The organism is uncultured Parabacteroides sp. (assembly GCF_905196875.1).
Taxonomy (GTDB): Bacteria; Bacteroidota; Bacteroidia; order Bacteroidales; family Tannerellaceae; genus Parabacteroides.
In genome coordinates this window covers 1-26,150 of sequence record NZ_CAJJWO010000070.1, presented here as the reverse complement: position 1 = coordinate 26,150, position 26,150 = coordinate 1, and the positions used below count along the sequence as shown (strand labels likewise).

Below are 26,150 nucleotides of genomic sequence, written 5' to 3'. Positions count from 1 at the left end.
GTTCGACCTCTGGCTGGTGGAAGAAACAAGCCGCTACGTTTACCGTATCATGGCTATCAAACAGATATTTGAGAACCCCTATAAATATGGTTTCGTGCTTCGTGCCGAAGACCTGTATAAGCCGATCGAGTGTGAAGAAGTGACAGTGTCGGCCGATATACAGGACTTGTCCGACTTTGCACAGAAGAACGGGATCACTTATGCAGACCTGAAACGTTTCAACCCCTGGTTGCGCGACCGTAAGTTGCAGACCCTGGGTAAGAGTTATACGCTTCAGATCCCCAAACAAAACGAGATGTATTACAAAACTCCCAACACCTATGTCCATCATTCGGGTTGGGTGGTAAGATAAAACGCCGACAGTAAAAAGTATGAACGATAAGAATGCATTGGAGGGCGGACGTATTTCCGTTTTAGGCGCCCGTGTTCACAACCTGAAGAATATAGATGTAGAGATACCCCGTAACAAACTCACTGTCATCACAGGGATGAGCGGTAGCGGGAAGTCATCGTTGGCTTTCGACACGATCTTTGCGGAAGGACAACGCCGTTACGTGGAGACATTCTCCGCCTATGCCCGTAATTTCCTCGGGAATATGGAACGTCCGGATGTAGACAAGATCACGGGACTGAGCCCTGTTATCTCCATCGAACAGAAAACGACTAACAAGAATCCCCGCTCGACAGTCGGTACGACTACCGAAGTGTACGACTTTTTCCGTCTGCTTTATGCCCGTGCGGGAGAGGCTTACTCGTACCTGAGCGGTGAGAAGATGGTGAAATATACCGAAGAAAAGATACTCGAGCTGATCCTGGAACATTATAGCGGAAAGAAAACCTATCTGCTTGCTCCTCTGGTGCGTAATCGTAAGGGACATTATAAGGAACTGTTCGAGCAGGTTCGTAAGAAGGGCTATCTGAATGTTCGTGTAGACGGTGAACTGAAAGAAATCTTCCACGGGATGAAACTCGACCGTTACAAGATGCACAGTATCGAAGTCGTGATCGATAAAATGGTCGTTTCCCCTTCCGACGAACGCCGGTTGAAGGAAAGCTTGCGTATTGCCATGAAGCAGGGGGATGGTCTGGTGCTTATACTCGATGCCGATACGGACGAGGTGCGCCATTACAGCCGCCAGTTGATGGACCCTGCAACGGGACTGTCATACAGCGAACCGGCTCCCCACAACTTCTCTTTCAACTCCCCCCAGGGAGCTTGTCCGAAGTGTAAGGGACTGGGGCAGGTCAACCTGCTGGATATGGAAAAGATCGTGCCCGACCCTTCTCTCAGTATCTACAACGGAGGGATAGTAGCCCTCGGAAAATACAAGAACTCGTTGATATTCTGGCAGATCGAAGCCCTGTGCGAAAAGCATGGGGTAACTATCAAAACCCCGATCAAGGATGTCCCGGAAGAGGCGATGGACGAGATTATGAACGGTACGGACGAACGTCTGCAAATCAAGAACGAGTCGCTGGGTACTTCCAACTATTTCCTGTCTTATGAAGGAGTCGCCAAATATATCCTGATGCAGCAGGACAGCGAAGCTTCTGCCTCTGCCCAGAAATGGGCCGGACAGTTTATCAAGATGACCACCTGTCCCGAGTGTAACGGCCAACGCCTGAACAAGGAAGCCCTGCATTACCGGATTGCCGGAAAGAATATCGCGGAACTGTCTGCTATGGATATTGCCGAGCTTTACGAATGGCTCGACGGGGTGGAGGAGAAGCTCGACCAGAAACAGATACAGATCGCTACCGAGATATTGAAAGAGATCCGTTCGCGTTTGAAATTCCTGCTGGATGTGGGACTGGATTACCTTTCCCTCAACCGTGCATCGGCAAGCCTTTCCGGTGGAGAGAGCCAGCGTATCCGTCTGGCAACCCAGATCGGTAGTCAGCTGGTGAATGTACTTTATATCCTGGATGAACCGAGTATCGGCTTGCATCAGCGGGATAATGTGCGTCTGATCAATTCACTGAAAGAACTTCGTGATACCGGCAACTCGGTCGTTGTGGTGGAACACGATAAAGATATGATGCTGAATGCCGACTATGTGGTCGATATGGGACCGAAAGCCGGTCGCCTGGGTGGCGAAGTCGTTTACGAAGGAACGCCCCAGGATATGCTGAAAGTCAATACGCTTACTTCTGCTTACCTGAATGGGGAGACGGAGATCGCCATTCCTGCCGAACGCCGGCAGGGAAACGGTAAGTTCATTACTATAAAAGGAGCCAGCGGTAACAACCTGAAGAATGTAGACGTAACCTTCCCGCTCGGAACACTGATCTGTGTGACTGGTGTATCCGGTAGTGGAAAATCGACCCTGATCAACCGTACCCTGCAACCGATCCTGAGCCAGCATTTCTATCGCTCGCTGGAAGATCCGTTGCCTTACAAATCGATCGATGGTATCGACAACGTGGATAAGATCGTCAATGTCGACCAGTCGCCTATTGGACGTTCGCCGCGAAGTAATCCGGCCACGTATACAGGAGTCTTTTCCGATATCCGTAACCTTTTTGTCGACCTTCCCGAGTCGAAGGTGAGGGGCTACAAACCGGGACGTTTCTCGTTCAATGTCTCCGGCGGTCGTTGTGAAACCTGCAAGGGGAACGGGTATAAAACCATCGAAATGAATTTCCTGCCGGATGTATTGGTCCCTTGCGAAGACTGTCATGGCAAGCGTTATAACCGTGAAACACTGGAAGTCCGTTTCCGTGGTAAATCCATAGCTGATGTGTTGGATATGACGATCAATATGGCTGTGGAGTTCTTCGAGAATATCCCGACCATTCTTTCCAAGATAAAAGTCCTGCAGGATGTGGGATTGGGGTATATCAAACTAGGTCAGCCTTCCACTACTTTATCAGGAGGAGAAAGCCAGCGTGTGAAGCTGGCAACCGAACTGGCTAAGAAGGATACAGGCAATACCTTATATGTATTGGACGAACCGACCACCGGACTTCATTTCGAAGATATCCGTGTCCTGTTGGGCGTCCTCAACAAACTGGTCGAAAAAGGCAACACCATCATCGTGATCGAGCATAACCTCGACGTAATCAAATGTGCCGACTACCTGATCGACATGGGCCCCGAAGGCGGTCGTAAAGGTGGCCAACTTCTGTTTGCCGGTACACCCGAAGAAATGATAAAGAAGAAGTCAAAGAGCTACACGGCTCCGTTCCTGAAGGAGGAGCTGAAGAAATAAGATTATCAAAAGAGGATTCCGTTATTTGCCGGAATCCTCTTTTTGCTGTAGCCTGAAATTTATCTTTTCCCTTTCAATTTCAATTTTTAGTTCTTCTTCCGTTGGAAGATAGAGCTTGTATTGAGAAGCAAAAAGATGTTCGTTCTCTTTCAGGATAGAGTAACGTGCAATGTCTGCATCAGTTTCTGTACAGAGAATTATACCAATAGTGGGGTTGTCGTCTGAACTCCGTATTTTGTCATCATACATTCGGACATACATATCCATTTGGCCTATATCCTGATGTGACGATATCTTTTTGTCCGGAAACCAGTAAGCGTTCATAATATAATGTGGATATATTTCTGTCCAGCGTTCGTATGCTCCATGAATTGGTAGAAGCTTCTTGCAGATAATAATCCCTTGCAGATGGATTTTCCACCCTCATAACTCTTTGAAAATGTGACCATGTCAAATTGGACAAACGCGTTTGTCTTTTTGGTAGATCCGGGAATTCGATATAAAAACGGCGGAAATATTTCAGGTAAGAAACAGAAAAACCCTTACCATACTCTTTTGTCAATGCTTCTGATAGCTGTTTTAGGATTTGTTCGCCATATCTGGCTCTGTTTGCCCCGTATTGTTCTTGTTCAACAATCCGTTTCCCGATTTGCCAGTATGCATTTATCATTATTTGATTGATCGCTGAATATGCATTACTACGCGCTTGTTCGAGAATAGACTTTACATCATTGATGAAATTTTTGTTACTTCTCGGTTCTCCATTTACTTCTTTCATAGTTATTATGTTTTGTTTGTATGATTCTACAAAGAAAAGCAAAAAAGTTAAATAAAGGAGTACTCACGCCTTAAACTTTAATGGATATTTCTCTTAACTCAGTTTGTTTTGCTGTTTCTCTGTATTTTTATACTTTTGCACAAAACGATAATGAAATGAAGAATCCTATCCAAATGATCAAGCAATGCGTGGAAAAGGAAGAACCCTATTTCCTGTTGCGCGGACAAGATATATGTGCTTTGGCGGCTATTGAAACATATTACGCTGAAGTAAAGAAAAATGTTAAAGATCCTTACTTCATAGAAGAGATCGAAGAGATAATGAAAGACTTCCGGGCCTTCCGCGAAGAACAGCAAACCCATATTCCGGATTGATCGATGGCAGACGACAGTTACAGAACCATAAAACAAGTAGCAGAGGGCTATTACACAGAGAAGCGCAGCCGCTTTATCTCGTATGCCATCCCCGTGCGTACGGTCGAAGAGGTGAAAGAAGAACTGGATAAATACCGTAAACAATATTATGACTCCCGCCACGTATGCTGGGCCTATATGCTGGGAGCCGATCGTCAGACTTTCCGGTCGAACGACGATGGAGAGCCGTCTTCCACAGCCGGTAAACCGATCCTGGGGCAGATCAATTCCAATGAGTTAACCGATATCCTGATTATCGTTGTCCGTTATTTCGGAGGGATCGAGTTGGGCACCAGCGGCCTGATCGTCGCTTACCGAACGGCCGCCGCCGAAGCGATTGCCGCCGCCGAGATCGAGGAACGCACGGTGGATGAAGATATCACTGTCGCTTTCGAATACCCTTATCTGAACGGCATTATGCGGATCGTAAAAGAAGATAATCCCATGATCGTTTCGCAGAAGTTCGAAATGGATTGTGAAATGACCCTTCGTATCCGAAAGGGAGAATCCGAACGATTAAAGAACCGGTTACTGAAAGTAGAGTCGGCCTATCTCAAGTAAATTATTAATAATCTGAAACATGGGCTGTCAGCTATTTTCGATTTGAGAGGAATTTCTTACTTTTGTTCTCTCAAAATCTAAACAAAAATAGCTGATAGAATAATGAAGAAGATTCTTTTATTTTCTTTTTTCTTAGTGATTGGTCTGGTCGTATCGCAATTTCTTCCTACGATGGTAGGAGAGAATTATTCGATGGTGAAGACGGTGTCCAATACACTATTGTATGTGTGTCTGGCCTTTATTATGATTAACGTAGGCCGGGAGTTTGAAATGGATAAGACCCGTTGGAAATCTTATACGGAGGATTACTTTATCGCAATGGCTACTGCAGCCTTTCCCTGGATATTTGTTGCATTGTATTATATGTTCGTGCTACTACCCGACATCTACTGGTCGAGTGGTGAAGCCTGGAAAGAGAACCTGCTGTTAAGCCGTTTTGCCGCACCTACCTCTGCCGGTATCCTGTTTACTATGCTTGCTGCTGCCGGATTGAAGGCTTCCTGGGTCTATAAAAAAGTACAGGTATTGGCCATCTTCGACGACCTCGATACTATTTTATTGATGATCCCGCTTCAGATCATGATGGTGGGAATGCGTTGGCAACTAGGTGTTATTATCCTGATCGTGATGGTGCTGCTTATGCTCGGATGGAAGAAGATGGGGTCGTATAACATGCGTCAGGACTGGAAAGCGATCCTGCTCTATGCGGTTATAACGCTGGCCATTACGCAGGGTGTCTATCTCGTGTCCAAGCATTTTTATGGCGAAGAGGCCAGTATCCATATCGAAGTGCTGTTGCCGGCATTTGTCCTGGGTATGATTATGAAACATAAGCATATCGATACAAAGGTCGAGCATAATGTGGCAACGGGCATATCCTTCCTGTTCATGTTTCTGGTGGGAGTCAGCATGCCGGTGTTTTTCGGTATCGACTTTGCCAAACAAACGGCAGAAGCGGCAACGATTACCGGATCACAGCCCATGATGTCGTGGCCGATGATCCTGCTGCATGTTCTTATTGTCTCTTTCCTGTCGAATATCGGAAAATTATTCCCGCTGTTCTTTTACCGCGACAGACGCAAACGTGAACGTCTGGCCTTGTCGATCGGTATGTTTACACGTGGAGAAGTGGGAGCGGGGATTATATTTATTGCACTCGGATATAACTTAGGTGGTCCCGCCCTGATGATTTCTGTGCTTACTATTGTGTTTAATTTAATTTTAACTGGTATCTTTGTTGTCTGGGTAGAGAAACTTACCCGTAGTGCTTATCAGCTCGAAATGGCAGAGAAGCAACAAAAAGAATAATAGTTGGAATAATAAACGGAGACAGGGCAGCAAGCTGTCTCCGCAAACTTTAAACACAGAATGGATCGTACTATTAATGTTATCCTGAAACCATTGCGCCGATTCGCGACACAGAAATCGAGTGCCAGTTTTTTATTATTTATGGCCACTATCCTGGCTATGATCCTGGCTAATTCTCCCTGGGCGCATGCATATCATCATATCTTGTCTTACCCCATCGATCTTCAGATCGGTAAATTCAATCTGTTCTCGCATCATGGAGAGCCTATGCCTATGCTGGCTTTTGTGAATGACGCCCTGATGGCTGTCTTCTTTTTTGTGATCGGGTTGGAGATCAAGCAGGAGGTCTTGATAGGTGAACTTAGTTCGGTACGTAAGGCGATCCTTCCGGTCATAGCCGCTTGCGGTGGAATGATCGTGCCGGTTCTTTTCTATATCCTTGTTTGTAATAGTTCCCCGGAAATACGTGGTGCTGCTATCCCGATGGCTACCGATATCGCTTTTGCCCTTGCCGTTTTAGGGTTGCTGGGTAAACGGGTACCTCTGGGTATGCGTATTTTCCTGACGGCACTGGCGGTGGTCGATGATATCGGCGGTATAATTATTATTGCCCTGTTTTATAGCGGTGACATTGCCTATCAACCGTTGCTGATCTCGTTGGCGTTGCTGGCATTATTATATGTGGGAGGGAAGATGCGGATAAATAATAACCTGTTTTATTATGTGGTCGGTTTCTTCGTGTGGGTATTGTTCCTGGAGTCGGGTATTCATCCGACAATAGCGGGGGTATTGGTTGCCTTCACTGTTCCTGCCCGTCCGAAGATTAAGCTGGATGACTTTACCTGCGATATGACCGGCTATCTGAATATGCTGGATTATACGGAAGTTCGCCAATCCAAGAAAGCGGCGGTACTGACACCTACACAGATACAGGTGCTGAATAATATACACTCGCTGGCTGATAAAACGATCAGTCCGTTGCAGAGTATTGCCGACAAGCTGCATCCGTTGGTCAATTACCTGATCCTCCCGTTGTTTGCGTTTGTCAATGCAGGGGTAACGTTCGGGGATATCCGGCCTGCCTCATTGGTAAATGTGCCGTTGGCTGTTGTAGCCGGTCTGTTTATCGGTAAGTCACTGGGGATTTTCTCTTTCACCTATCTTTTTGCCCGTACGAACATGGCCTCTTTGCCGACTGGAATGACCCGTATGAATTTGTTCGGCGTGTCGATGCTGGGCGGTATCGGATTTACGGTAGCCCTGTTTATCGCCAACCTCTCATTTTCAGGTTTGGGGGATGCTGGTATCGACTTATTGAACCAGGCGAAACTGGGCGTCTTTGCCGGCTCATTCATCTCCGGCCTTTGCGGTTATCTGATATTGAAGAAGGTGCTACCGAAGAATGTAGTATAGTTATTCATTATAATGTACATCGAAACGCCCGAACGTTACACGCTCGCCTTCAAAGCGTCCGCTGATGATCTGGGAGTTACTGTCGTATCGGGTAATAAACACTTTTCCGTCCGGTAGCTTTTCATTTCCCCATGAGAATGAAGTGTAAGGAATCTCCTGGTTCTCGACCGGGTTTTCTATGCAGAAGCTAATGGCCAGGTCTGGCTTTACCCATACTCTGACATGCATGGTTTCATCGTAGGATATATAATCGAAATTGATAGAAGGGCTATTGAAGGTGCTATATCTGCCCCCAACATATAACCAGCCGTCAACCAGACATCCGAAAGTTTCGGCACCGGTGGTTGTTTCTTCCGGCATCACGGTGACATCCACTGTTTCATCTTCTGTGCAGGAGAAAAGAAAGGATAGAAAGCATAAAAGGAATATATATTTTTTCATGATGTGACGAATTTAATGGTTACTTATAATTAGAAATGATATCCGAGACCCAACGATATGTTTAGTCTGGAGACTTTCAGCCGGTCTTCCGACGGGAACTTGACCTGGATTGTCTCTCCATGATATCTGGAATCTACTTTCCTTAGATTCGTAAATACATACTGTACATCAGCCGAAATACCCCAGCGAGGCGTTAGCATATATTCTGCATTAGCCCCGATATTCCCGGCAATACGTCCGCCGGATACACGACGCTCTTTTTCGTATACCATACTGTTATTTTTATAACGTAGGTAACCGGTACCTAGATTCAGGCGTACATTCATCCGTTCGCTACTTAAACAATAGAAGGCAAACTGCGGCGCGATATAATGTGTATATACGTGATCGGAACTATGCTCTAAAGAGCCTTTCGAACTATATCCGGAATAAAGAAAACCGAAGCCGATCCATCTGAAAGGATGTAAATAGTATTGTGCATCCCAGGAGATCCCCGAACAGAGATCCCGCTCATAGCTATGTGCTGAATTTGTCAAACCGGCTGTCCCGCCTGGCATATTTGCATATCCCAAATGTAGAGATACTGAATGCATCTTTGTTGGTTCTTCAGCATGTAAGTAGCCGGAAATTAGTAATATGAAGAATGTGGCCAGGTAAAGAAACTTTTTGGGCTTCATAAAAATTAGAGTTTATATGTGGCACAAATATATAAAAGATTATCGGTTGATTAGATACTCCGTTTAGTTAAAAAACGAAAGGCGCAAACCCTTGACAGGGATGGCACCTTTGTTTTATAGATAATAGAGGAAATTATCGTATAGGACGGATACTGGCATAATTGAAGTTCTCATTCAAATATTCGTCTTCATTGAATTTGGATCCATGAGGGCCCCAATTACCCATTGCCGAAATGGCAATCATTGTTGCAGGATTGAAATTTGTCATATCACCGGCGGCAGCTTCTAGTGGAATGGATTCCATTTGTTCGCGCATAGAGTGTTTATAGCTCTTATTGATAACCATATTGCGATATAAAGCAAGTATTCCGTTACCCTGTTCTTTACGGTTCCAGGACAGCACATAAGTTCCGTCATTTTCATTTGCTTTAGTAAGGATTTGAGATAGCTTTGGTGAGTTAATATCAGCAATAATAAAGGTCACGAAACCATCTTTGTCAACTTTCGATAATTTCTCGTCATAGACGGATATATAAGAATAAGATTCAGATGATCCAAGACAAACTGACCAATACCGTACATCGGCTGTGGCATATTCGCTTACATTCTTAGGAGCCGTCGGTGGTATAAAACGGAAAGTAGCTACTTCACCTTCTTTCAGATTGATACGTGTGAATAAATATTCGGCTGGGCTGTTCGGATACATCAGGTTCAGCGGTGCACGCATGAAAGGAAGTGGTTTGGTAGATGCGGAAAAGTCCATTTCCGGTAACTTAAGTGATTCATGAATGTTGCATTTTTCACGTTTCGGGAAGTTTACATCCTTACCGGTAGTTACATCGAATGCCTGGATTGCCGGCATGTCTACACCGCCGAATTCGTCATTGCTATATTCTTTCGCCAGATAAAGGCGCATGAACACAGATACCATATTCAGTGTATCCGGGAATTCACATATATTTTTCATGGAAGCACGCATACTTGATGGTGTGCTTTTCGGAATAATGTAAACCGTATATCCATTTGCTCCATAATCAGCCGTTTCCTTCACATAAGGATTGATTGAACTGTCGTCGGGTTGTACATTCACGTCTTCAATGCTGGATACATCGATCTGTGTTTCATCGTTATAGACAGTGAAGTTGAAGAAGCGGGACTTAGGGTATTTTCCTGTCAGACGAAGTCCGATATTTGGATTATCCTTATAAGAATAGGTATATTCCCAATAATCGGCGAAGATATCTGGAAATGCTAATAAAGTCTGATTATCTCCACGAAGTGTCTTGCCCCATTGCTCTTTGGGTGTAGGATTTACGATAGGCGAGTCAATGTCCTTGTCGTCGTCATCACATGCAGCGAACAACCCTAAAACAAAGGCTATGGCTACTAAGTAAAAAGTCTTTTTCATCTTTTTGTTTATTTATTTTTCTAACGGGGGACAAAAGTAATTTAATAAAGATACTGGGACGGATCTTGCGTAAAGATGGAATGTCGATTATTAATTTTGGAATATAGATAGTTGGGCTTTGCCCTCAAAATGTTGCCAGATACCGAAAATTCGGGGGTGTGGGTTTTGGGAGGAAGATATCTCTTACGAAAAAAGTAAGAGATATCTTTATGGTTATTATAGTTGGTTTTCGTAATCGAAAGAAGAGATCAGTTCAATCAGTTTCTCTTCGGCTTTCTTCAGAGCATCCACGGAACCTATCGAGCCGGCGATATAACTGTTGGCAATCGGAGTAACAAAAACATCAGCATGGGCGGTTTCATCTATTACCGGTTTAGCATCCGGCCTTTCGGTGTTATCTTTCAACTCGCCGCGAATGGCATACGCTATCTGGTTTGCATCATCGCTGATGGCTATGGCCACTGTTTCCATTAAGCTGAAAGTACGTGCCTGGTTGGAAGTGATACGCCAGTTGATGATTGCTTTTGCTAATGCCGGAATTATTTCGTCTCTTTTCTCTTTGGGACAGATCAGGCAGTTGCCAAAGATGTTTTTACCTTCGGTCCATCCCTGTTCCCGAAGCTTGGCTTCGATTTCGGGATATAGCTCCGGTTCGAGTTTATTGGTGGAAACACAGAATAAGGTTCTCAAATCGATGGCGATGTCATAGACGAAAAGGCCGGATGCTCTGGTTTGATCCTGGATAAAAGCCCGGTTGGGAAGGGAGCGTCTGTTGGTTGTCAGCCATTCGTCCAGCTCTTCCTTACTTAGTTCACTGCCTCTTTTTTTATTTTCCATCCAATAGACTTTGACTGTATGGTGTTCCGGATGTGAAGTCCTGTCGAAGGTAATATTTTCAGTCGGCGACTCGATACCGCCCAATAAAGGATGAAGCGGTCGCATGGCCGAAACAGATAAGGGGCTGCGACGCTTTACCGTCATACTGCCGCTTTCCGCTTTCATATACCCACCCAATAGTTGATCCGTAAAAGAAGGATCGCACGGAGAGTGAGGCTCTTTCTGGTTTGCCTTATTTTCTTTTTTGTCGATTTCCCAGTTGAATGTAATTGCTGCGAAAGGCATGTTTAACGCCTCTATAACGGAGCGTTTTACCTGCTGGCCGCTGGAATAAGCCATTCTTCTGCCGAACTGAGGATCGAAATAGTATTTCTGTCCGTCATTTACGCCGAATACTGTATGCTCTGCATGGCGAAGGCCACGTAAATAGATAAAAGGATTGTCCATAACTGTGGGTATTAGGTTGTTTAATTTTTTGATTTCCAATAAGTATATTCAAAGTCTATCAGTGTCATGAATAGAGGGAAAGAGTCTTTAGGTATGTAATAAGCCTCTACAAAAGCTTTTCTGAACACTTCGTTGTCAGAAGATTCATATTCCATTATTTCTTTGAGCTTCTGCCCGAAGACTTCTATTTTATTTGACTTCCTTGTCTCTTTCGACAGGTTCGAATAAACCGTTTTGCCTTTCTCCGCTGTCCGTTCAAACTCTATCAGGGCCTTTGCTACCGCGGTTGCCAGCTCCAGTAATTCTGTTTTGTTTATCATAGCAATAATCCAGATTTTATATAGTTCATAATTGATATACGATTCCTCATTGTTAAATTTGTACTCTTTCCCTTGTGCGTAAGGCATGGAGCCTATGGGGAAGTATTGTCTCAGCTTATCCGGTTCAATCGCTTTTAGTCCTATGGTACCCAGTTTACAGGCTGATTTGAAGTTGTAGTAGGTGTTAAACGACTCTATTTCTTCATCAGACAGGATACTTTGCTTTCCGTTGAAAAATAGTTTATCCCTGAAGTCGAACAAAGAGTGGACTTCCGGGAGATAGAGGTTGATAAATCCCAGCGTTGTGTTTGTCTGGGATAGGTTATATGAATAAGCGGTTATAACCTTTTGGGGATATTTCTTAGACAAAGCCATAATGATCTCGAGCCAGGGCTTAGTCGGTATGGCTAGATTTCCCATCGATTCGGCAGGGACGATATAAAACCCTTTATCCGGAGTCAGATCGGTATAGAGCTTCCGGCACCAATGAGATAACCAATGTCCGTTCCAGGTTTCGATCTGTTTGTCTTTTACATCAGGTGTTTGATTCAGATACTTTCTGTAATATTCCCAACCACGAAACAGTTGCCATAAAATCTCCGGCTCGTCCAATAAGATGGCAAAACCACCGCTTATGCCAATGGCTAACGCTTCGCCGATCCAGGAAGCATACATCTCGTCTGTGTCGATAGAGGTCTGCATACCGGAGATCTGTCCGGATGTTGTTCCCGCCATGTCTTTTGCAGCATATCCGACAAAGATCGACATGTTCGGTTCATCGCTGGCTATGGCGACTTTCAGGTTATTATATTGGGCCAGCGGCTTGCTTCCATATTTCTTTACATCCTCTTCTTTCGGTTTTTGGAAAAAAGGGGAATTGCTGACATGTATCAGATGCCTCTCGTCATTGAAAAACAGATTGAAAAATATCCGGTCAAAGAACTCCTCAGCGGATATATCCGTATGCATCTTCTCATTATATATCTTCAGGAACTTTTTACCGATGTAGCTTGTATACATATCTAAATGAATTTATCATGTTCCACTAATTGTAATCCATAAATCTCATACTCTGCCTGCGACATGGGGACGACAAAAGGATTTGCTCCTATATCTTGCAACTGTTCGTATTTGTTCCTGTATCGGGAGATCGTTTTCCAGTTAACAGGTATTTCCATATTGATCCGCTCTTCCCAGGTGGCAGTGATGTACTTATCCCTGTCGGCGGATAGTATGCAGGTAGCACTTTCTATTTCCAATGCTTTCAAGAGGACAGCTTCAGTCCGGCTGGTCAGGTTTATAAGCGAGAAGTCCCCGTCTTTTACAGCCAGGTGAATATCGATCTCCTTTGTATCTACAGATTGATATACCTTGTCTATTTTTTCCTGCAGACATCTTTCCTGCAAAATATCCCCGTTGTCCGGCAGTTGGTCGAAACTACGTTTCAGTAATTCCATTTTGTAAGGAAGCACATTCCCTTCGGGAGCGATCACATGAATCGGCCTGTAAACCCGGTGATTGACTGCTACTCTTTTTCTGTTTATTCTTCCGAATCGCTGTATCAGACTATCCAGAGGAGCGCATTGGGTAATCATCCTGTCGAAACTGATATCCAGGCTGACTTCTACCACCTGTGTCGAAACGACCAGGCAGGGACATTTCCCGTTCTCATGTTCTTTCCCGTCGCCGTTGAATTCCTCTTTCAGTAGCTTTTCAAGTTTAACGCGGTCGCTTCGTTTGAAGCGGCTATGGATAAGCATCATGGGGATATCAGGAAATTCTTTCCTGAATTCCTTGAAGGCAGCCTGCGCTTTGTTGACGGTATTGTAAATGACGAGTACTTTCTCTTTTTCCTTAAAGGCATTCGCCAGGATAGGGGAGACATTGTCCTCATTATCGAGTTTGAATATCTGATGGCGGTCGAATGTATCCAGTGTTTCATCCGATAGTTTGACTTCGTATACATTCTCTTTCCCGCCCAATATGTCCAGCAGCCGTTTGTATAAAGCGGTAGGCATTGTCGCTGTCCCGATATGGATGCGGCAATCAAACCTTAGAAGTGCTTTGACGATTTCCAGTACCATTGCTTGCGAATAGTCCGAATAAGTATGTATCTCGTCCAGGATAATATCACATCCTTTGATATCCAGTATGACACTTTCAAACCCGGAAGTACCGAAGATAATGGACGACAATTGATGGGGCGTCAACACCTTGATGCTCGATCCGATCAATGGCTGTAGCATTCTTTCTTCTATATTATTACCGACAACGATCTTCGACGTTGCATGCAGCAAACGAATATCTTTATTAGGAATAGTTGCTTTTAGTCTTTCCCACATGGCATTTATAGAAGCCTGGAATGGCAGGGTGTAGAAAATGCGTCCTTTACATCTTTTCAACAAAAAGTCGGTTTTTCCTGCACCTGTCGATGCTACCACCAGCGTATGCAGGCGGTTATCGTTCACTCCGATCTGTGATAATGGATATAGAGGATTTATCCGTTCCGGATTAAAATAAGCGGACAGGTCAGGGACTTCGAATATAGCTTCAAGTTCCTTTTGGGTAGATGAAGAAAATGCCGAGGCAAAATGATCTGCGGCCATTAATAACCCCCGCCAGGCAGACCATCCGAAAGTTTGCGATTCGCAATAGTCTACTGTATAAAGTAAAGCTTTTCTGGCTGCTTCCCGGTCTATTCCGGGGCAGGTATATCCAAGTTCATTCAGTATTTGTATCCCATACTGACTCCATTCTTCCCAGTCCTGTAAATGATTGTCTATCCAATGTCGATCGCCGGAGGCAATATCCAATATACCTCTTCGCCGGGGATCATCTGTGATGGACTTATGATGGGCTACCACCATTTCAATCAATGTGTCCCATTCCTGGAGGGGAAAGGCTGGTAGGAAAGCTAATGACGATAACTCATGCCGATGAATGAATTTGTTATGCCTGTTTGATAAGGAGTTGTTAACGACTTCATTCATCCGGTCTTGAAAATACTTATGCGCTTTACCTAAATCATGTAAAGTCGCCCCTTTCAGGGCTATCGTTACATCAAAGGGAAAATCTATTTGCCGGGCAAAGATCTCGATAGCCTGCCGGGTATGCAGACTATGTTCAAGGAGTGGGACATGACCGTTGTCAGGGCTTTTTGCCAGTATGTCGCCAAGAGCTTTCATAGGGTACTTCTGATCGGATTACCTTTTACATGCAATACACCATACATCTCTTCACCCCCGTGATATTTGTTATGCCCGGCTTTGAACCCCTTTCCTTCATCGGTAGGTATCCATTCGAATCCGTCTATCTGTTCAAATTCATCAGCCGACATTTCGATAGGATGATCCGGCAATAGTATATCTTCGTTTCTGCATAAGCAGATAGATTGTTTTGCGGCGCGCGATGCATCGTCCTTGTTTTCAAAGGCGAGATACAAATGGGGATATAGAAGAACGCCCCGGGTTATGATGCTAATGTTTTTAGGAATATAGTAAACATTCCCTTGTGCGTCTTTCTTTTTCTCTTTGACAAATCCGCCTTTAGACCAGGTTCGCTCCTGTTGTGAATCCAGTCCGCAGTAGTTCAGACGGTATTTACTTATCTTTTGAACTCTTTCCGTCGTATTCAGTAACTCCGGGAAAAGTTTTTTTTCGATTCCTTCTATCGTGGACGTTATCAGGAATTGCAGACTGAATGTTTCACTATCCCTGACTGCTGTCCAGGGTTTAATAAATCCGAAAGGACCTGAATATTTTACTACGTAATACATAATGTAATTCTTAGATTATCGAACCGCAACCACTACCTGTTAATGAGCCAATGCCGCAATTCCATGCGAAGGCTTTTGTCAGAGGTGTACCTTCAATGATAAGAGGGCACATGCTGCATTTATTACTGATATTATGGATAGTAACGAGTTTTTCTTTCTTGTTAGGATAACTAAGGTCAAACTCGATCTTTAGGGATGGATCTTCCGGCAGTCCGGCAATCTGCATTTTACGCCTGAGTGTTTCGGCCATAAACTCTCCGGTGTTCTCATCTTTGTATGTGAAATGTTTATGATTCCCATCACAAAAGCGTTTTATAAAGATCGGGCTTCCGAGTTGGAAATGATTTTGGGTGGATAGATCAGGTGTCTCCTGAATAACAATCCTTTCTACTTTCATTCCGCAAAACATATCAGGTGAATCCATGATTGAATTTATTATGGCCTTGACATATTTCTCCTCACAAAAAGAGATAAACCAGTTAGCTCCATAAGGAAAACTGAGTCCGTTTTTGTATCTTTTTCCTCCTTTTAACCATGAGAAAGAGTATAAGGATATTTTATCATGTAGTTCGTTTGTCCCAAGCCAACGATGTAATGTGCCAATAAGTTTCTGTTGATAGTTGAAGGGAACGAGATCGTCGTTGGCGTTCGTTGATAAGTGTATTCTCATATTGCAATTCTGGTATTATATTTAGGTTATATATTATATAATGTATAGATATAATCTAAGTAAGTTAATAATGTATACTGTGTTCTTCCCAAATGTAATCATTAATTTGATATAACCTATGAATATCTTGGTTTATTTGTGAAAATAGATGGTCGCTGTTATCGTTGTTGCTGGGATTGTCTTTGATTAACAGGATGTTTCGCTATTAGGAAAGTTTGAGATTCGATTTATACCACTAAGGTACGATTAACCCGCTTGTCCGCCCTTGCCGGATATGAAACGATGAACTGATTTATATACCACTAAGGTACAATTTAACCCGCGTCCATGAACGGTGAAAGGTCGTTTTCCAGTTCTTTTATATACCACTAAGGTGCAATTTAACCCCAATATAGAAACAAGCTTTAGGCAGATACGTCTTTTCTTTATATACCACTAAGGTACAATTAACCCAAAGATCAAGATGTAAAAAAGGCTATCATGATGATCGTCTTTATATACCACTAAGGTACAATTTAACCCACTTCCGGGAAAAGTCTTCCTATAACATTCAAGTTATTTACATACCACTAAGGTACAATTAACCCCCGGATTGAGTTCTGCCATAAGTTTGCAAATTGAATTTACATACCACTAAGGTACAATTAACCCCACAATACAAAACACCGAATGCCTGCTATTTTGTCAATTTACATACCACTAAGGTACAATTAACCCCCTATCAAATTTATAGAGATATCCTGCTCTAAATATCTTCTAGCCTTGTTTGGTCTTTCGTTTTTACTAATTGAAGTTGTCGACCTCCAATTGTATGAAATACCCTGGGGATCGACAATTCTTTAATGGCAAGTAGGTTCAACACTATATGCTACTATAAATCAAGAACAATCTTTCCAAGTGTTATTTCTTTACGAAGCAATTCATAGTTATACAAAGCACTTTGATAATATAGTCCTGTTTCAAGATCGGTTATCTTCTCATAAAGTTGAGAATTGTACACCAAACTTAAAGCATCCAGCAACGAATGTTTAAAATCTTCCATCACTAACAAGACCAATCGTTCTACCAATGCATCTATCAAAAAACGAGCTTCATTATTCATAACTTCTGTAATTTAGATATTGCATATTCCGTTCCAGTTTACGGAATGTCAATTCATCGACCAATGTTTCCATCCAAACTAACAGATTCGATCACTACATTCGATCCGTGATAAAGTGTTATCATCCCAATCCTCCTCCATTTCGTTTACAGATAACAGATAGGTCGTCAACGGCATCGCTTAGAGAAAGTTGATGTTCGGCCTCGTAGCATTCATCCAAAAAAACAAATCCTTTGAAGCGTTGCAGATAGGCAAAAGCTTGCTTGGCACTCAACTTGTAACGCTCTGCAAAAGCATTGATACAATAAATGATATAAGTTACACGATTTTGCTGTTGTTCGTTCATTGTTGTTTACCTATTAATTACTACGTTAAAACAAAGATAGTGAAAAACTATATATCTTCACTCGGTACAATTAATTCCAAAGATAAAACAAAGTTCGCTATTTAGCAAACTTTGTTTACATGCCACTAAGGTGCAATTAACCCATAGCAAACGTCCTGAATATCCGTGAGCGTCACGACTTTATATACCACTAAGGTACAATTTAACCCCGAAACAGCTCGTGCATCGGCCGAAACTCTACGAGCTTTAAATACCACTAAGGTACAATTTAACCGAAGTGCGGTCGCCATGCAGGCGATTGCAGGAAGTGCTTTGAATACCACTAAGGTACAATTTAACCCCGTCATGCAGGCCTTTGCTCAATTAGGTCCGATCTTTGAATACCACTAAGGTACAATTTAACCACGAACAGAAGAAGTCGCAAACTACACTTTGTGGACTTTGAATACCACTAAGGTACAATTTAACCACTGCTCATCCGCGCGCACTATCACTGTCCCGACATCCTTTGAATACCACTAAGGTACAATTTAACCGACGAACCATCTCAAGACGTTGACATACCAATCCAACTTTGAATACCACTAAGGTACAATTTAACCCCTATCAAATTTATAAAGATACCCTGCTCTAAATATCTTCTAGCCTTGTTTGGGCCTTCATTTTTACTAATTGAAGTTGTCGACCTGCAATTGTATGAAATACCCCGGGGATCGACAACTCTTTAATGACAAATTGGTTTGACGCTATATACTACTAATAGAATAACTTCTCCAAATATACATTATATTAATACATCTGTAAGTTTTATTCTCCAATTTGTCCAGGTATTTTTATATTTGTATGGTATAATTACACCTTAGTGGTATATAAAGTGTATAATGGGTGTTCGAAATCAGATATATTAAATATCTATTGCGATTAGTGGTATATAAAGTGTATAATGGGTTGGCCATATGTATGCCCCAAATTTACGGGTTAATTGTACCTTAGTGGCATGTAAATTACAGAGCCAGCACCCGGTTGGTGTCCCCCTTTTGGGTTAATTGTACCTTAGTGGTATGTAAATTCCGGAAGAATAGGTGTAACCAGAATTTCGGTGTCTGGTTAAATTGTACCTTAATGGTATTCAAAGTAGTTTGAGTTCGTATTCGATACATCGTGTTTCGAAGGTTTAACCGTACCTTATGCTATCCTTTCCCAAACCCATCCCCCCGTTTTTTCTGTTATATTCCATGCCAATATCAATTTAAACAAGAAATGAGTATGGAAGAAATTAATCGGATCTGGAAAGGGATGGCGCGTAATGGGTTTGTGATTTATGCGCTGGGAATTATTGACAAGATGGAGAGGATGGCAGGTATGGGGTTGCCCGAGCCTACCAGAGCAGTGTGAAATCGTTGGTGCAATTTATGAGGAGTGAACGGATACCATTTCAGATGTTTCGGTTTACACTGCAGAAGGAGTATGAGAGCTGGTTGATACAGCAAGGATGTTACGAGAATACCGCCATTATTGTTTTTTTAGATGAATGCTACGAGGCCGAGCATCAACTTTCGCTAAGCGATGCCGTTGACGACCTCTCTGTTATCTGTAAACGAAATGGAGGAGGATTGGGATGATAACACTTTATCATGGAGCGAATGTTGTGATCGAGTCTGTTAGTTTGGATGGAAACCTTGGTTGATGAATTGAGATTCCGTAAACTGAATCAGCGATACTTTTTTGGTACTGAACGTGCAATATCTAAATAAGCTTTTATTTGTCAAACTGTCAACCATTCTCCCCCCCTGAAGCCTTTCTACAGGTGTCGGGTAGGGGGATGGTTCGAATATGGTATTCTCCTGAAGTTAAGGGATGACAGAAAGAGAGGGAGGGAGATATAATACGAACTATTTGTAATGACTTTTCCAATAGCCTCCCGGCCGGTTTTTGCGGCTGCTACTTATTTTTATCGAATAGTATCAAAATATCTTTTTAGAATTGAACCGTTTTGTTTGGCTTCTGGAAAGCTGAAAGGAAGGATTGTGCCTGATTTCTTACTTTGGGAGGGCAAAAAGAGGAATTACCTCCCGGCTGATTACCACTACCCGGCAGGTAATTCCCTTCAGCTGCCGGGTGAATGCCTGTTACCTGCCGGCTGGTTGAAAATAGCAGCCGGGTAGTTCTCTTTATGACCGTGCTGGTTGGTTTGAAACAGGTACTTTTGGATGCAAAAGACGCCTGAACGATTCCCATAAGGGGATTAGTGAAAAAGGGCGTGTTGTGAATTTGCCCGATATCTGATGATTTTGTTATAATATACCCCGCAAATGTATCATTTCGACATTTTCTAAGGACTCTGTCAGACGCTCTGAAATGTATAGCTAAACACAATCTCCGTCACTATCCTTTACTTAATGACATTGAGCTGGAATTGCCGGTACTCTTGCTATCGAAACTTGTGACTTTGTGGTCAAAGGAAAGTAACCTTTATCTGTCGCTGAATGTTATAACTTTGTCATTTCTTAAAATAGGATAAGTTATGAAAAACAAAGATTTTTACACACAGATGAAGCTGCAGGAGCAGGAGAAACGCTCTGCAGGCAGTGAAAGTACAGCGGACCTTTATCGGGCGGTTCGCAATCATTTTCAGCATTTCAATAAGGAGCGCGAACTATCGCTGGGTGATATTACCCCGGAACGGATATATGGCTTCGTGGAGTGGCTGCGCGAAAAAGGGCTGAGGGTGAATAGCGTAAACAGCTATCTGAGCAACCTGCGCGCCATGTATAACCGTGCCTGCCTGGGATGGAAAAAACGTCCGCTGGATTCGCCTTTTGCCAGATTGCGGTTGCGACGGGAAGAAACATTGAAGCGGGCCATACCCATCGAAGTGATTGGACAGATCGCTAAGCTGGATCTGGCCGACGATCCCTCTAAACAACAAGCCGCCGATCTGGCTCTTTTCTCCTTTATGGCGTGCGGAATGCCTTTCGTGGATCTGGTACGTCTGACACGGGAGAACCTGAGCGAAGACGGGAAAGTGTTGTCTTATCACCGGCAGAAAACCGGAACGCTGATCCAGATGGGGGTAAGTCAGGGAATGCAACAACTGATAGCCTGTTACAGTCAGCCGGATGCAACCTATCTTTTCCCTCTTTTGCCGGATAATGCTACGCACGAACAGTATAAACTTTGCCTGGCTAAACAGAATCAATATCTGGAAGAGATCCGTTTAATGCTGGAATGGGATGGGAAATTGACCACCTACGTGTTCCGGCATACCTGGGCTTCGGAAGCTTACCATAATAATGTGGCGATCGGAATCATCTGTCAACTCCTGGGGCATTCTTCGGAGCAGATGACACGTACCTATCTCTCCGCCTTTGATAAGGAAAAAGTGAAAGAAGCAAACCAACTGGTTTCCGGGAAAATTGAACAGTTTCTGAGATTTTAAAACTTACCCTTATTTATATAATAAGGTAGATGTGGTGTTTCCCTGTTTATATTCAGCGACTTATAACCAGTATAAATCGCCAATAAATTGAGATAACGTTGCAAAGGTAGAAATAGTAAATAAGAAAACCAAGGCTTATTGGCTTATTTATTAAAATAAACATACAAGGTTCATATATATTCACACTACATCCTGCTATTTCCGTTTAAAGTATGATAAATGGAAAGTGCAGATTAATAGCGTCCTAGGACTGCTATTGCTTTAAAGTTCGTTAAGAAATAAAGGTTATAAATATACCTTAGATTTTCTTAGAAAAGACTTCAAATAATATCATTCCGACTATTATTCCGCGTAAAAACACACGTTTTTACTTCTCTCCGAAGCTGCGTTTTTCTCTGATCTACCTTATTATATAAATAAGGGGGATTAAACAAGAAAAAACTGAATATCAAAAGCTAATAGGGAGAAGTATAGGATGAAACAACAAACACGTAAAAGGATATCGGATGTAATGAGAGCCGCACTTAATCTGTTCGTGCTTTCTGCACTTTTCTTACCGGGCGTAGAAGCCCAGACTACCTCGTATACGAAAGCGGAATCATTTTTATTTTCTTTTAAAGAGAGTAACGACATGTTTCTGGCCGATTATGGCGACAACGCTTACCAGTTGGAACGGATAGGGCAAATGCTTCCTCTTTTTAACAAACAAATGTTAAGTGGCAGTTGTCATGTATTGATCGTATCGCATGTAAGTGCTTACAATTCGGAAGAGGAGGAGGTCATCAATATCGCTTCGCTTCGTGCGAACCGTATCCGTGCCTATCTGAAAACCCGGCTATCTGTTTCCAGTGATTGTGTAGCTTTCTATATCGATCGTAGCGGCAGTTATCGTGACCGGGTACATGTCTATCTGGTGCATTCGCCGCTTCCCTGGTTTGCCAATATAGCTATCCATTATAGTGAAAGCCGTTATCCGAAAGCTATCCGGGAAGCTTTAACCAAATACGGTGCCATCCCCTATGTCGATCTGTTTCGCCGTAGCGAGGCAGGCGGGTACGACCGTGCAGTCTACCGGATCGACGATCCGTTGTTCGACCGTTCGGAACTGGAAGATTACCGGCTGGCCTCGGTAGTGGATACGAAGGAGGATACCGGTGAACCGGTTGAACCGGAAGTACCGCTGGCCACAACGGTGACCACCCGTGAAACGGTGCGGGTGGTGGCAAAAGAAACGGCGAAGCCAGCCATACAGGCCGATCATCCGGTTTCTGGAAACTTCGACGATCCTTTGATGCTGGCCGTAAAGACCAACCTGTTGCCGTGGTGTACGGTAGCTCCTTCGGTGCTGTTCGGTGCGGATGATGCTAAGATACAAACAGGTTCGTTCATGCCGAACCTCGAACTGGAATGTTACTGGGGTGGCCGCTGGTCGGTGGTCGTATCCGGGCTCTATTCCGATTTCTCCTATAAAGAGAAGGAGCGCGATCGCTGGTCGCTGTCTGAATTCTCGGTCGAGCCCCGTATCTGGCCGTTGATCGGCGGAGGTTATCGTTGGCTGAATCTCGGCCTGTTCGGTGAGTATGGCGATTTCGATGTGCGTGGCGGCCTGATCGCTCCGGGCAAAGAGGTGCTCTATGGTCGTACCGGCTGTTTCTGGTCGGCGGGTGCTTCGGTCGGCAGTCTGATACCGCTTGCCGGCGGGCTCTGCGGCGAAGTGAGCGTGCGTGCCGGCTATCGGTCGATATTCGACGGAAAGAAATATCGTTACGATCCGGCTGACAACCGTAATTATCTGGAAACCCGTTTTTCATCGAGCGGCTTTATGCTCGGACTGAAAGTCAGTCTGTTGTATCGTTTCAGGATCAAGTAAACAAACAAAATACAGGAAAATGAAAGAATATAAAAACATACGTCCGTCCGCTTGGGCGGTGTGTCTGGTTTGCGTTGTCGGGCTATGGGGGTGTACGTACCAGCTGACGGACGAAGACTGGACGAAGAACGGGAATGTACGTTTGCTTCTCGACTGGAGAGGCCGTAGCCATCCTTCGCAGATGACTTATTTCTTTTATAAGGAAGACGTCATGCGTCCGGAAATCCGTATGGGCGGAGCCGAAGGCTACGCGGGAACGCTGCCTTCGGGGTGCTACCGGGTGATAGCGTGCAACACCGACTGCCGTAATGTAACCTTAGAAATGGACCGGGGCTACGACGCTGCCATCGGCAGCGTGCGGCAGGTTTCTTCGTTGAAATCATCGGTGCCGGTGCCGTTGGCACAACCAGCTAATTTCTATGCTACGGGTACTGTTGATATCGAAGTAGGCGGCAGAACAGCAGTGGTGAAGGAGTTGTATCCCGCCAACCTGGTGAAAACCCTCGAACTGAACATTCAACTACTGTCGGGCAGTAACAACGAGATGGTGCGTCCCACCGGCCTGTCGGGACGTCTGATGGGTATCCCTTCTGAAATCCATCTTCCCAGCGCGACGCCGTTTTTCGATAGAGGAGCTTATCTGACCTTCGAGCCGGAAGCACTTCCTTCCGGGGGTTATACCTCCCGCATCGGCTTGCTGGGTTTGTCGGACAGTACTTCCGTCGATCTTTACCTGACGATGAAGATGCCGGACGGCACGGAGCTGACCCCGTTTATCGACCTGACGCATGAGGCAGCCGATGCTTTTCGTAAAAACAATACCTCCTGGCTGATTCTCGACCTGGTGGTCGACTGTGACGCGGTAGGCGGGGCGCAGATCACCGATACGGAATGGAAAGAAGGAGCGGGAGAGGTCGAAAACTAAAGTGTGCGATAGTGAAGCAAAAACAACAGTTCAAATATGAAGATCGAACATAAACATATCAGACAATGGCTTTTACCGGTACCGGCTGTTCTGCTGCTGACGCTGTTAGTGCCGGCGGGATGCAGCGATGACAGCGGTACCGGTTCCGACGGGCATAGCGGTACGGGAGAGCGGGAGGTAGTGCTCCGTATCTTACCGGAGACATTTTCGGCGGACAGCACTTTTTCCGATTCCCTCTTCTTTGCCAAAGGCAATAAAAGCAATCGGTATACGGAACTATGGAAGGCTCGTTTCAATGCCTCCGGCCGTGTCCGTCTGGCCGTTCCCACTTATTACCCATCGGGTGGTAACCGTATTTACCTGCGTGGTTTTGCGCCTGAGGGTGAGCTTTCCGACAGCGGTGAGATTGCTTACCGGATCGACGGGCGGCAGGATATCCGGGTGAGCGGCGAGCAAAGCGGTAGCCTGGCCGATCCGTTCTGGCAGGAGAGTAAAGCGTTTGAGCTCGACCACCTGCTTACCCAGCTTCGTTTCCGTTTGCGTCTCGACAAGGGTATGGAGCCGGTATCGCCGGACAGTTACAAGCTACGTCTGCTGGCGGTAGACAGTGTGCAGTGCGATGCCATTTTGTCGTTGAAGGACCGTCGGTTGTCGTTCGGTGGCAACAAAGGGCGGCTGATAGCCTGCGGACGCCCTGAAGAGGTGCCGTTGCCGCTCGATACCGCCTGGACGGAGCTTCCGGGGGCGGTGATGATACAACCCTCGGTACCGGTCTTTTTGGCTGTCGCACTTGAAGACGGGCAGGGCCGGATGGTGCATTACGAACAGTTGCCGGTGGTGTTCCGTGAAGCGGACAATCGCTCCGTGCCCGGTGTTTCTTACCTGTTGTCTGTCACCCTGCGCGTGCAGGGAACAGTCGGCCTGTCGGTCTCCGTGGTGGAATGGCTGGAGGGAAGCAGTGGCGTAGGGATTATTTATTGAATTGTTCACTGAGTATTAATATAAATGTTTTAAGTATGAAAAAAGTATGTATGTATGCGGCCATGCTGGCTGTTTTGTTGTCGGCCTGTTCGTCTGACGAAGAAACGCAAGGTGGCAACGAGACGCCCGAGATCCGGTTGGGGGCTATTGTCAGCGATGCGGTCACGAAAGCTCCGGTAGTTACCGGAGATACGTTTAAAGCGGCAATCACCGCTTTGGAAACCTCTTCTTCCCCTTACTGGACCGGTACGCCCACCTGGCAAAACACGATCACGCTGACTGCCAGTCCTGAAATTTCGGGCAAATGGATTCCACTGGATGTTTCGAAAGTTTATCCGAACTCGGGGAATGTCTATATGGCTGCCTGGCATCCCGCAATCGCTTCCGAGAACGGGGTTGTCAATTTCATGATGACCGGAACGGAAGATGTGATGTACGGCGGGATCGTCAGCGGTAGCCGTCAGAATCCGGTTTCTTCTCCCTTTACTTTCGGCCATCTTCTGACGCAGTTGAACTTCCGGGCGGAAGCCACGGAAGAATTCCTGACGGCTAACCCGGGTAAAGCCGTTTCAAAGATCGAGATCGTAGGGGGACAGTATCCCCGTTCGATGACGATAGCCGACGGAAAGGTCACCTATGACGAGTCGCGTACACCGGTAGTGCCGGGCCTGGCACAGCATGTGCTGAGCAGCAACTTGGAAACCGTAGGCGAATCGCTGATGATCGGTGCGATGTCTTCCATCAAGATCAAAGTATGGTATGCCGACGGCAACAACAGCGGCGAGATTACGATCAACCTTGCTGCCGATACTAAAAAGCCGTTGGAGGTGAAAGCGGGTTATGCCCATACGATCCATCTGGTGTTCCAGGGTAGAAATGAGATCGTGATCCTGGCTACCGGTTCTGTCAGCGAATGGAAGACCGGCGAAAGCGGTAACGGCATGGTGACGAATTAACAGGTACGTTTCACAGAAACACTTGAATCACAGTATTAATATTAATAGTTTACGTATGAAAACAAACAAGTATGTAGTAATGAGTTTGCTGGCTGCTCTGTCGCTGGCAAGCTGCAGTAATGACGAGACGGAAGTGGCGTCGCAGGCAGCCACGGATGTTCGTATCAGCGCCGGGCTGGCCGATGCCGAAACCAAGGCGGTGATCAATTCGGGATACGGCGAGAAGCTGGATGTCATGTTCGGTTTCCTGGAAGGTAACGGAAGCACCTTT

The 26,150-nt window shown here is 44.8% G+C and carries 25 protein-coding genes, 2 pseudogenes and 1 CRISPR repeat array; of the genes and pseudogenes, 14 read left to right on the top strand and 13 right to left on the bottom strand.

The genetic code is table 11. From position 1 onward, the window contains the following. Both QZ076_RS17960 and uvrA read left to right on the top strand, forming a co-directional pair. Positions 1 to 352 (top strand): annotated as a pseudogene (locus QZ076_RS17960) (lytic transglycosylase domain-containing protein); the annotation flags it as partial. 19 nt (positions 353 to 371) lie between these two features. Continuing rightward, complete coding sequence (gene uvrA / locus QZ076_RS17955; protein WP_293715625.1) at positions 372 to 3,212, top strand: excinuclease ABC subunit UvrA; 2,841 nt, start codon at positions 372 to 374, stop codon at positions 3,210 to 3,212. Positions 3,213 to 3,233: 21 nt separating this feature from the next. On the opposite strand, the gene QZ076_RS22020 is transcribed toward uvrA, so the two are convergent. Next, positions 3,234 to 3,461 carry a PDDEXK nuclease domain-containing protein gene (locus QZ076_RS22020; protein WP_365326217.1) on the bottom strand — a complete coding sequence of 76 codons (228 nt, stop codon included), beginning with the start codon at positions 3,459 to 3,461 and terminating at the stop codon, positions 3,234 to 3,236. Then, a complete protein-coding gene (locus QZ076_RS17950) occupies positions 3,454 to 3,990 on the bottom strand; it encodes a DUF1016 N-terminal domain-containing protein (protein WP_365326213.1) in 537 nt (178 codons plus the stop codon). Before QZ076_RS17950 ends, QZ076_RS22020 begins: the two co-directional genes overlap by 8 nt. 155 nt (positions 3,991 to 4,145) lie before the next feature. Between QZ076_RS17950 and QZ076_RS17945 the strand changes: the two genes are divergently transcribed. From QZ076_RS17945 to nhaA, 4 genes are all read left to right on the top strand, one after another. Beyond that, a complete protein-coding gene (locus QZ076_RS17945) occupies positions 4,146 to 4,364 on the top strand; it encodes a hypothetical protein (protein ID WP_028726734.1) in 219 nt (72 codons plus the stop codon). 3 nt (positions 4,365 to 4,367) lie between these two features. Further along, positions 4,368 to 4,964, top strand: a complete 597-nt coding sequence (locus QZ076_RS17940) for a YigZ family protein (protein ID WP_293715621.1) — start codon at positions 4,368 to 4,370, stop codon at positions 4,962 to 4,964. Between the two features lie 102 nt (positions 4,965 to 5,066). Beyond that, positions 5,067 to 6,272, top strand: coding sequence for a sodium:proton antiporter (locus tag QZ076_RS17935; protein ID WP_293715618.1), 1,206 nt, complete (start codon positions 5,067 to 5,069; stop codon positions 6,270 to 6,272). 60 nt (positions 6,273 to 6,332) lie between these two features. Further along, positions 6,333 to 7,685: a Na+/H+ antiporter NhaA gene (gene nhaA / locus QZ076_RS17930; RefSeq protein WP_293715615.1), complete on the top strand. Its 1,353-nt coding sequence runs from the start codon at positions 6,333 to 6,335 to the stop codon at positions 7,683 to 7,685. Here the strand turns inward: nhaA and QZ076_RS17925 are convergent, their stop codons facing one another. From QZ076_RS17925 to QZ076_RS17880, 10 genes are all read right to left on the bottom strand, one after another. Further along, positions 7,686 to 8,126: a hypothetical protein gene (locus QZ076_RS17925; RefSeq protein ID WP_293715612.1), complete on the bottom strand. Its 441-nt coding sequence runs from the start codon at positions 8,124 to 8,126 to the stop codon at positions 7,686 to 7,688. A gap of 29 nt (positions 8,127 to 8,155) precedes the next feature. Continuing rightward, complete coding sequence (locus QZ076_RS17920) at positions 8,156 to 8,803, bottom strand: outer membrane beta-barrel protein (protein ID WP_293715609.1); 648 nt, start codon at positions 8,801 to 8,803, stop codon at positions 8,156 to 8,158. Between the two features lie 133 nt (positions 8,804 to 8,936). After that, a complete protein-coding gene (locus QZ076_RS17915; protein ID WP_293715606.1) occupies positions 8,937 to 10,211 on the bottom strand; it encodes a hypothetical protein in 1,275 nt (424 codons plus the stop codon). A gap of 216 nt (positions 10,212 to 10,427) precedes the next feature. Next, positions 10,428 to 11,495, bottom strand: a complete 1,068-nt coding sequence (locus tag QZ076_RS17910) for a CRISPR-associated protein Cas7 (RefSeq protein ID WP_293715603.1) — start codon at positions 11,493 to 11,495, stop codon at positions 10,428 to 10,430. Positions 11,496 to 11,515: 20 nt separating this feature from the next. Further along, positions 11,516 to 12,835, bottom strand: a complete 1,320-nt coding sequence (locus QZ076_RS17905) for a hypothetical protein (RefSeq protein ID WP_293715600.1) — start codon at positions 12,833 to 12,835, stop codon at positions 11,516 to 11,518. 2 nt (positions 12,836 to 12,837) lie between these two features. Continuing rightward, complete coding sequence (gene cas3, locus QZ076_RS17900; RefSeq protein WP_293715598.1) at positions 12,838 to 15,000, bottom strand: CRISPR-associated helicase Cas3'; 2,163 nt, start codon at positions 14,998 to 15,000, stop codon at positions 12,838 to 12,840. Then, positions 14,997 to 15,590: a hypothetical protein gene (locus QZ076_RS17895; protein WP_293715595.1), complete on the bottom strand. Its 594-nt coding sequence runs from the start codon at positions 15,588 to 15,590 to the stop codon at positions 14,997 to 14,999. Before QZ076_RS17895 ends, cas3 begins: the two co-directional genes overlap by 4 nt. Positions 15,591 to 15,600: 10 nt before the next feature. After that, positions 15,601 to 16,260 carry a CRISPR-associated endoribonuclease Cas6 gene (gene cas6 / locus QZ076_RS17890; protein WP_293715592.1) on the bottom strand — a complete coding sequence of 220 codons (660 nt, stop codon included), beginning with the start codon at positions 16,258 to 16,260 and terminating at the stop codon, positions 15,601 to 15,603. An 871-nt stretch (positions 16,261 to 17,131) separates the two neighbouring features. After that, complete coding sequence (locus tag QZ076_RS17885; RefSeq protein ID WP_293715589.1) at positions 17,132 to 17,362, bottom strand: hypothetical protein; 231 nt, start codon at positions 17,360 to 17,362, stop codon at positions 17,132 to 17,134. Between the two features lie 121 nt (positions 17,363 to 17,483). Continuing rightward, the gene (locus QZ076_RS17880) at positions 17,484 to 17,708 is read right to left on the bottom strand and encodes a DUF3791 domain-containing protein (RefSeq protein ID WP_293715585.1); all 225 of its coding nucleotides are present in this window, start codon (positions 17,706 to 17,708) and stop codon (positions 17,484 to 17,486) included. 118 nt (positions 17,709 to 17,826) lie between these two features. Beyond that, a CRISPR array of direct repeats spans positions 17,827 to 18,310; the repeat unit is 25 nt; unit sequence AATACCACTAAGGTACAATTTAACC. A 664-nt stretch (positions 18,311 to 18,974) separates the two neighbouring features. Here QZ076_RS17880 and QZ076_RS17875 point away from each other — a divergent pair. Together QZ076_RS17875 and QZ076_RS17870 are read left to right on the top strand one after the other, a co-directional pair. After that, positions 18,975 to 19,103, top strand: a complete 129-nt coding sequence (locus tag QZ076_RS17875; RefSeq protein ID WP_293715581.1) for a hypothetical protein — start codon at positions 18,975 to 18,977, stop codon at positions 19,101 to 19,103. Between the two features lie 17 nt (positions 19,104 to 19,120). Further along, positions 19,121 to 19,330 (top strand): DUF3791 domain-containing protein, encoded by a 210-nt coding sequence (locus tag QZ076_RS17870; RefSeq protein WP_293715578.1) that lies wholly within the window; start codon positions 19,121 to 19,123, stop codon positions 19,328 to 19,330. A 355-nt stretch (positions 19,331 to 19,685) separates the two neighbouring features. Here the strand turns inward: QZ076_RS17870 and QZ076_RS17865 are convergent, their stop codons facing one another. Then, positions 19,686 to 19,946 carry a hypothetical protein gene (locus tag QZ076_RS17865; RefSeq protein WP_293715575.1) on the bottom strand — a complete coding sequence of 87 codons (261 nt, stop codon included), beginning with the start codon at positions 19,944 to 19,946 and terminating at the stop codon, positions 19,686 to 19,688. Positions 19,947 to 20,232: 286 nt separating this feature from the next. On the opposite strand from QZ076_RS17865, the gene QZ076_RS17860 reads away from it, so the two are divergent. From QZ076_RS17860 to QZ076_RS17835, 6 genes and pseudogenes are all read left to right on the top strand, one after another. Next, on the top strand, positions 20,233 to 21,147 hold the full coding sequence (locus tag QZ076_RS17860; protein ID WP_293715572.1) for a site-specific integrase: 915 nt from the start codon (positions 20,233 to 20,235) through the stop codon (positions 21,145 to 21,147). 475 nt (positions 21,148 to 21,622) lie between these two features. Further along, positions 21,623 to 23,017, top strand: a complete 1,395-nt coding sequence (locus tag QZ076_RS17855; RefSeq protein WP_293715569.1) for a DUF3575 domain-containing protein — start codon at positions 21,623 to 21,625, stop codon at positions 23,015 to 23,017. A 58-nt stretch (positions 23,018 to 23,075) separates the two neighbouring features. Then, positions 23,076 to 23,942, top strand: coding sequence for a DUF5119 domain-containing protein (locus tag QZ076_RS17850; RefSeq protein ID WP_293715566.1), 867 nt, complete (start codon positions 23,076 to 23,078; stop codon positions 23,940 to 23,942). 36 nt (positions 23,943 to 23,978) lie between these two features. Beyond that, positions 23,979 to 24,923: a hypothetical protein gene (locus QZ076_RS17845; RefSeq protein ID WP_293715563.1), complete on the top strand. Its 945-nt coding sequence runs from the start codon at positions 23,979 to 23,981 to the stop codon at positions 24,921 to 24,923. Between the two features lie 35 nt (positions 24,924 to 24,958). Continuing rightward, positions 24,959 to 25,879: a fimbrillin family protein gene (locus QZ076_RS17840; protein WP_293715561.1), complete on the top strand. Its 921-nt coding sequence runs from the start codon at positions 24,959 to 24,961 to the stop codon at positions 25,877 to 25,879. A gap of 22 nt (positions 25,880 to 25,901) precedes the next feature. Then, positions 25,902 to 26,150: pseudogene (locus QZ076_RS17835) on the top strand (hypothetical protein); the annotation flags it as partial.

What these genes read in the sequence shown, in the direction of transcription:
- uvrA (WP_293715625.1), top strand. Translation starts at nt 372, where the DNA reads ATGAACGATAAGAATGCATTGGAGGGCGGACGTATTTCCGTTTTAGGC.
- QZ076_RS22020 (WP_365326217.1), bottom strand. Translation starts at nt 3,461, where the DNA reads ATGTATGATGACAAAATACGGAGTTCAGACGACAACCCCACTATTGGT.
- QZ076_RS17950 (WP_365326213.1), bottom strand. Translation starts at nt 3,990, where the DNA reads ATGAAAGAAGTAAATGGAGAACCGAGAAGTAACAAAAATTTCATCAAT.
- QZ076_RS17945 (WP_028726734.1), top strand. Translation starts at nt 4,146, where the DNA reads ATGAAGAATCCTATCCAAATGATCAAGCAATGCGTGGAAAAGGAAGAA.
- QZ076_RS17940 (WP_293715621.1), top strand. Translation starts at nt 4,368, where the DNA reads ATGGCAGACGACAGTTACAGAACCATAAAACAAGTAGCAGAGGGCTAT.
- QZ076_RS17935 (WP_293715618.1), top strand. Translation starts at nt 5,067, where the DNA reads ATGAAGAAGATTCTTTTATTTTCTTTTTTCTTAGTGATTGGTCTGGTC.
- nhaA (WP_293715615.1), top strand. Translation starts at nt 6,333, where the DNA reads ATGGATCGTACTATTAATGTTATCCTGAAACCATTGCGCCGATTCGCG.
- QZ076_RS17925 (WP_293715612.1), bottom strand. Translation starts at nt 8,126, where the DNA reads ATGAAAAAATATATATTCCTTTTATGCTTTCTATCCTTTCTTTTCTCC.
- QZ076_RS17920 (WP_293715609.1), bottom strand. Translation starts at nt 8,803, where the DNA reads ATGAAGCCCAAAAAGTTTCTTTACCTGGCCACATTCTTCATATTACTA.
- QZ076_RS17915 (WP_293715606.1), bottom strand. Translation starts at nt 10,211, where the DNA reads ATGAAAAAGACTTTTTACTTAGTAGCCATAGCCTTTGTTTTAGGGTTG.
- QZ076_RS17910 (WP_293715603.1), bottom strand. Translation starts at nt 11,495, where the DNA reads ATGGACAATCCTTTTATCTATTTACGTGGCCTTCGCCATGCAGAGCAT.
- QZ076_RS17905 (WP_293715600.1), bottom strand. Translation starts at nt 12,835, where the DNA reads ATGTATACAAGCTACATCGGTAAAAAGTTCCTGAAGATATATAATGAG.
- cas3 (WP_293715598.1), bottom strand. Translation starts at nt 15,000, where the DNA reads ATGAAAGCTCTTGGCGACATACTGGCAAAAAGCCCTGACAACGGTCAT.
- QZ076_RS17895 (WP_293715595.1), bottom strand. Translation starts at nt 15,590, where the DNA reads ATGTATTACGTAGTAAAATATTCAGGTCCTTTCGGATTTATTAAACCC.
- cas6 (WP_293715592.1), bottom strand. Translation starts at nt 16,260, where the DNA reads ATGAGAATACACTTATCAACGAACGCCAACGACGATCTCGTTCCCTTC.
- QZ076_RS17885 (WP_293715589.1), bottom strand. Translation starts at nt 17,362, where the DNA reads ATGAATAATGAAGCTCGTTTTTTGATAGATGCATTGGTAGAACGATTG.
- QZ076_RS17880 (WP_293715585.1), bottom strand. Translation starts at nt 17,708, where the DNA reads ATGAACGAACAACAGCAAAATCGTGTAACTTATATCATTTATTGTATC.
- QZ076_RS17875 (WP_293715581.1), top strand. Translation starts at nt 18,975, where the DNA reads ATGGAAGAAATTAATCGGATCTGGAAAGGGATGGCGCGTAATGGGTTT.
- QZ076_RS17870 (WP_293715578.1), top strand. Translation starts at nt 19,121, where the DNA reads ATGAGGAGTGAACGGATACCATTTCAGATGTTTCGGTTTACACTGCAG.
- QZ076_RS17865 (WP_293715575.1), bottom strand. Translation starts at nt 19,946, where the DNA reads ATGGGAATCGTTCAGGCGTCTTTTGCATCCAAAAGTACCTGTTTCAAA.
- QZ076_RS17860 (WP_293715572.1), top strand. Translation starts at nt 20,233, where the DNA reads ATGAAAAACAAAGATTTTTACACACAGATGAAGCTGCAGGAGCAGGAG.
- QZ076_RS17855 (WP_293715569.1), top strand. Translation starts at nt 21,623, where the DNA reads ATGAAACAACAAACACGTAAAAGGATATCGGATGTAATGAGAGCCGCA.
- QZ076_RS17845 (WP_293715563.1), top strand. Translation starts at nt 23,979, where the DNA reads ATGAAGATCGAACATAAACATATCAGACAATGGCTTTTACCGGTACCG.
- QZ076_RS17840 (WP_293715561.1), top strand. Translation starts at nt 24,959, where the DNA reads ATGAAAAAAGTATGTATGTATGCGGCCATGCTGGCTGTTTTGTTGTCG.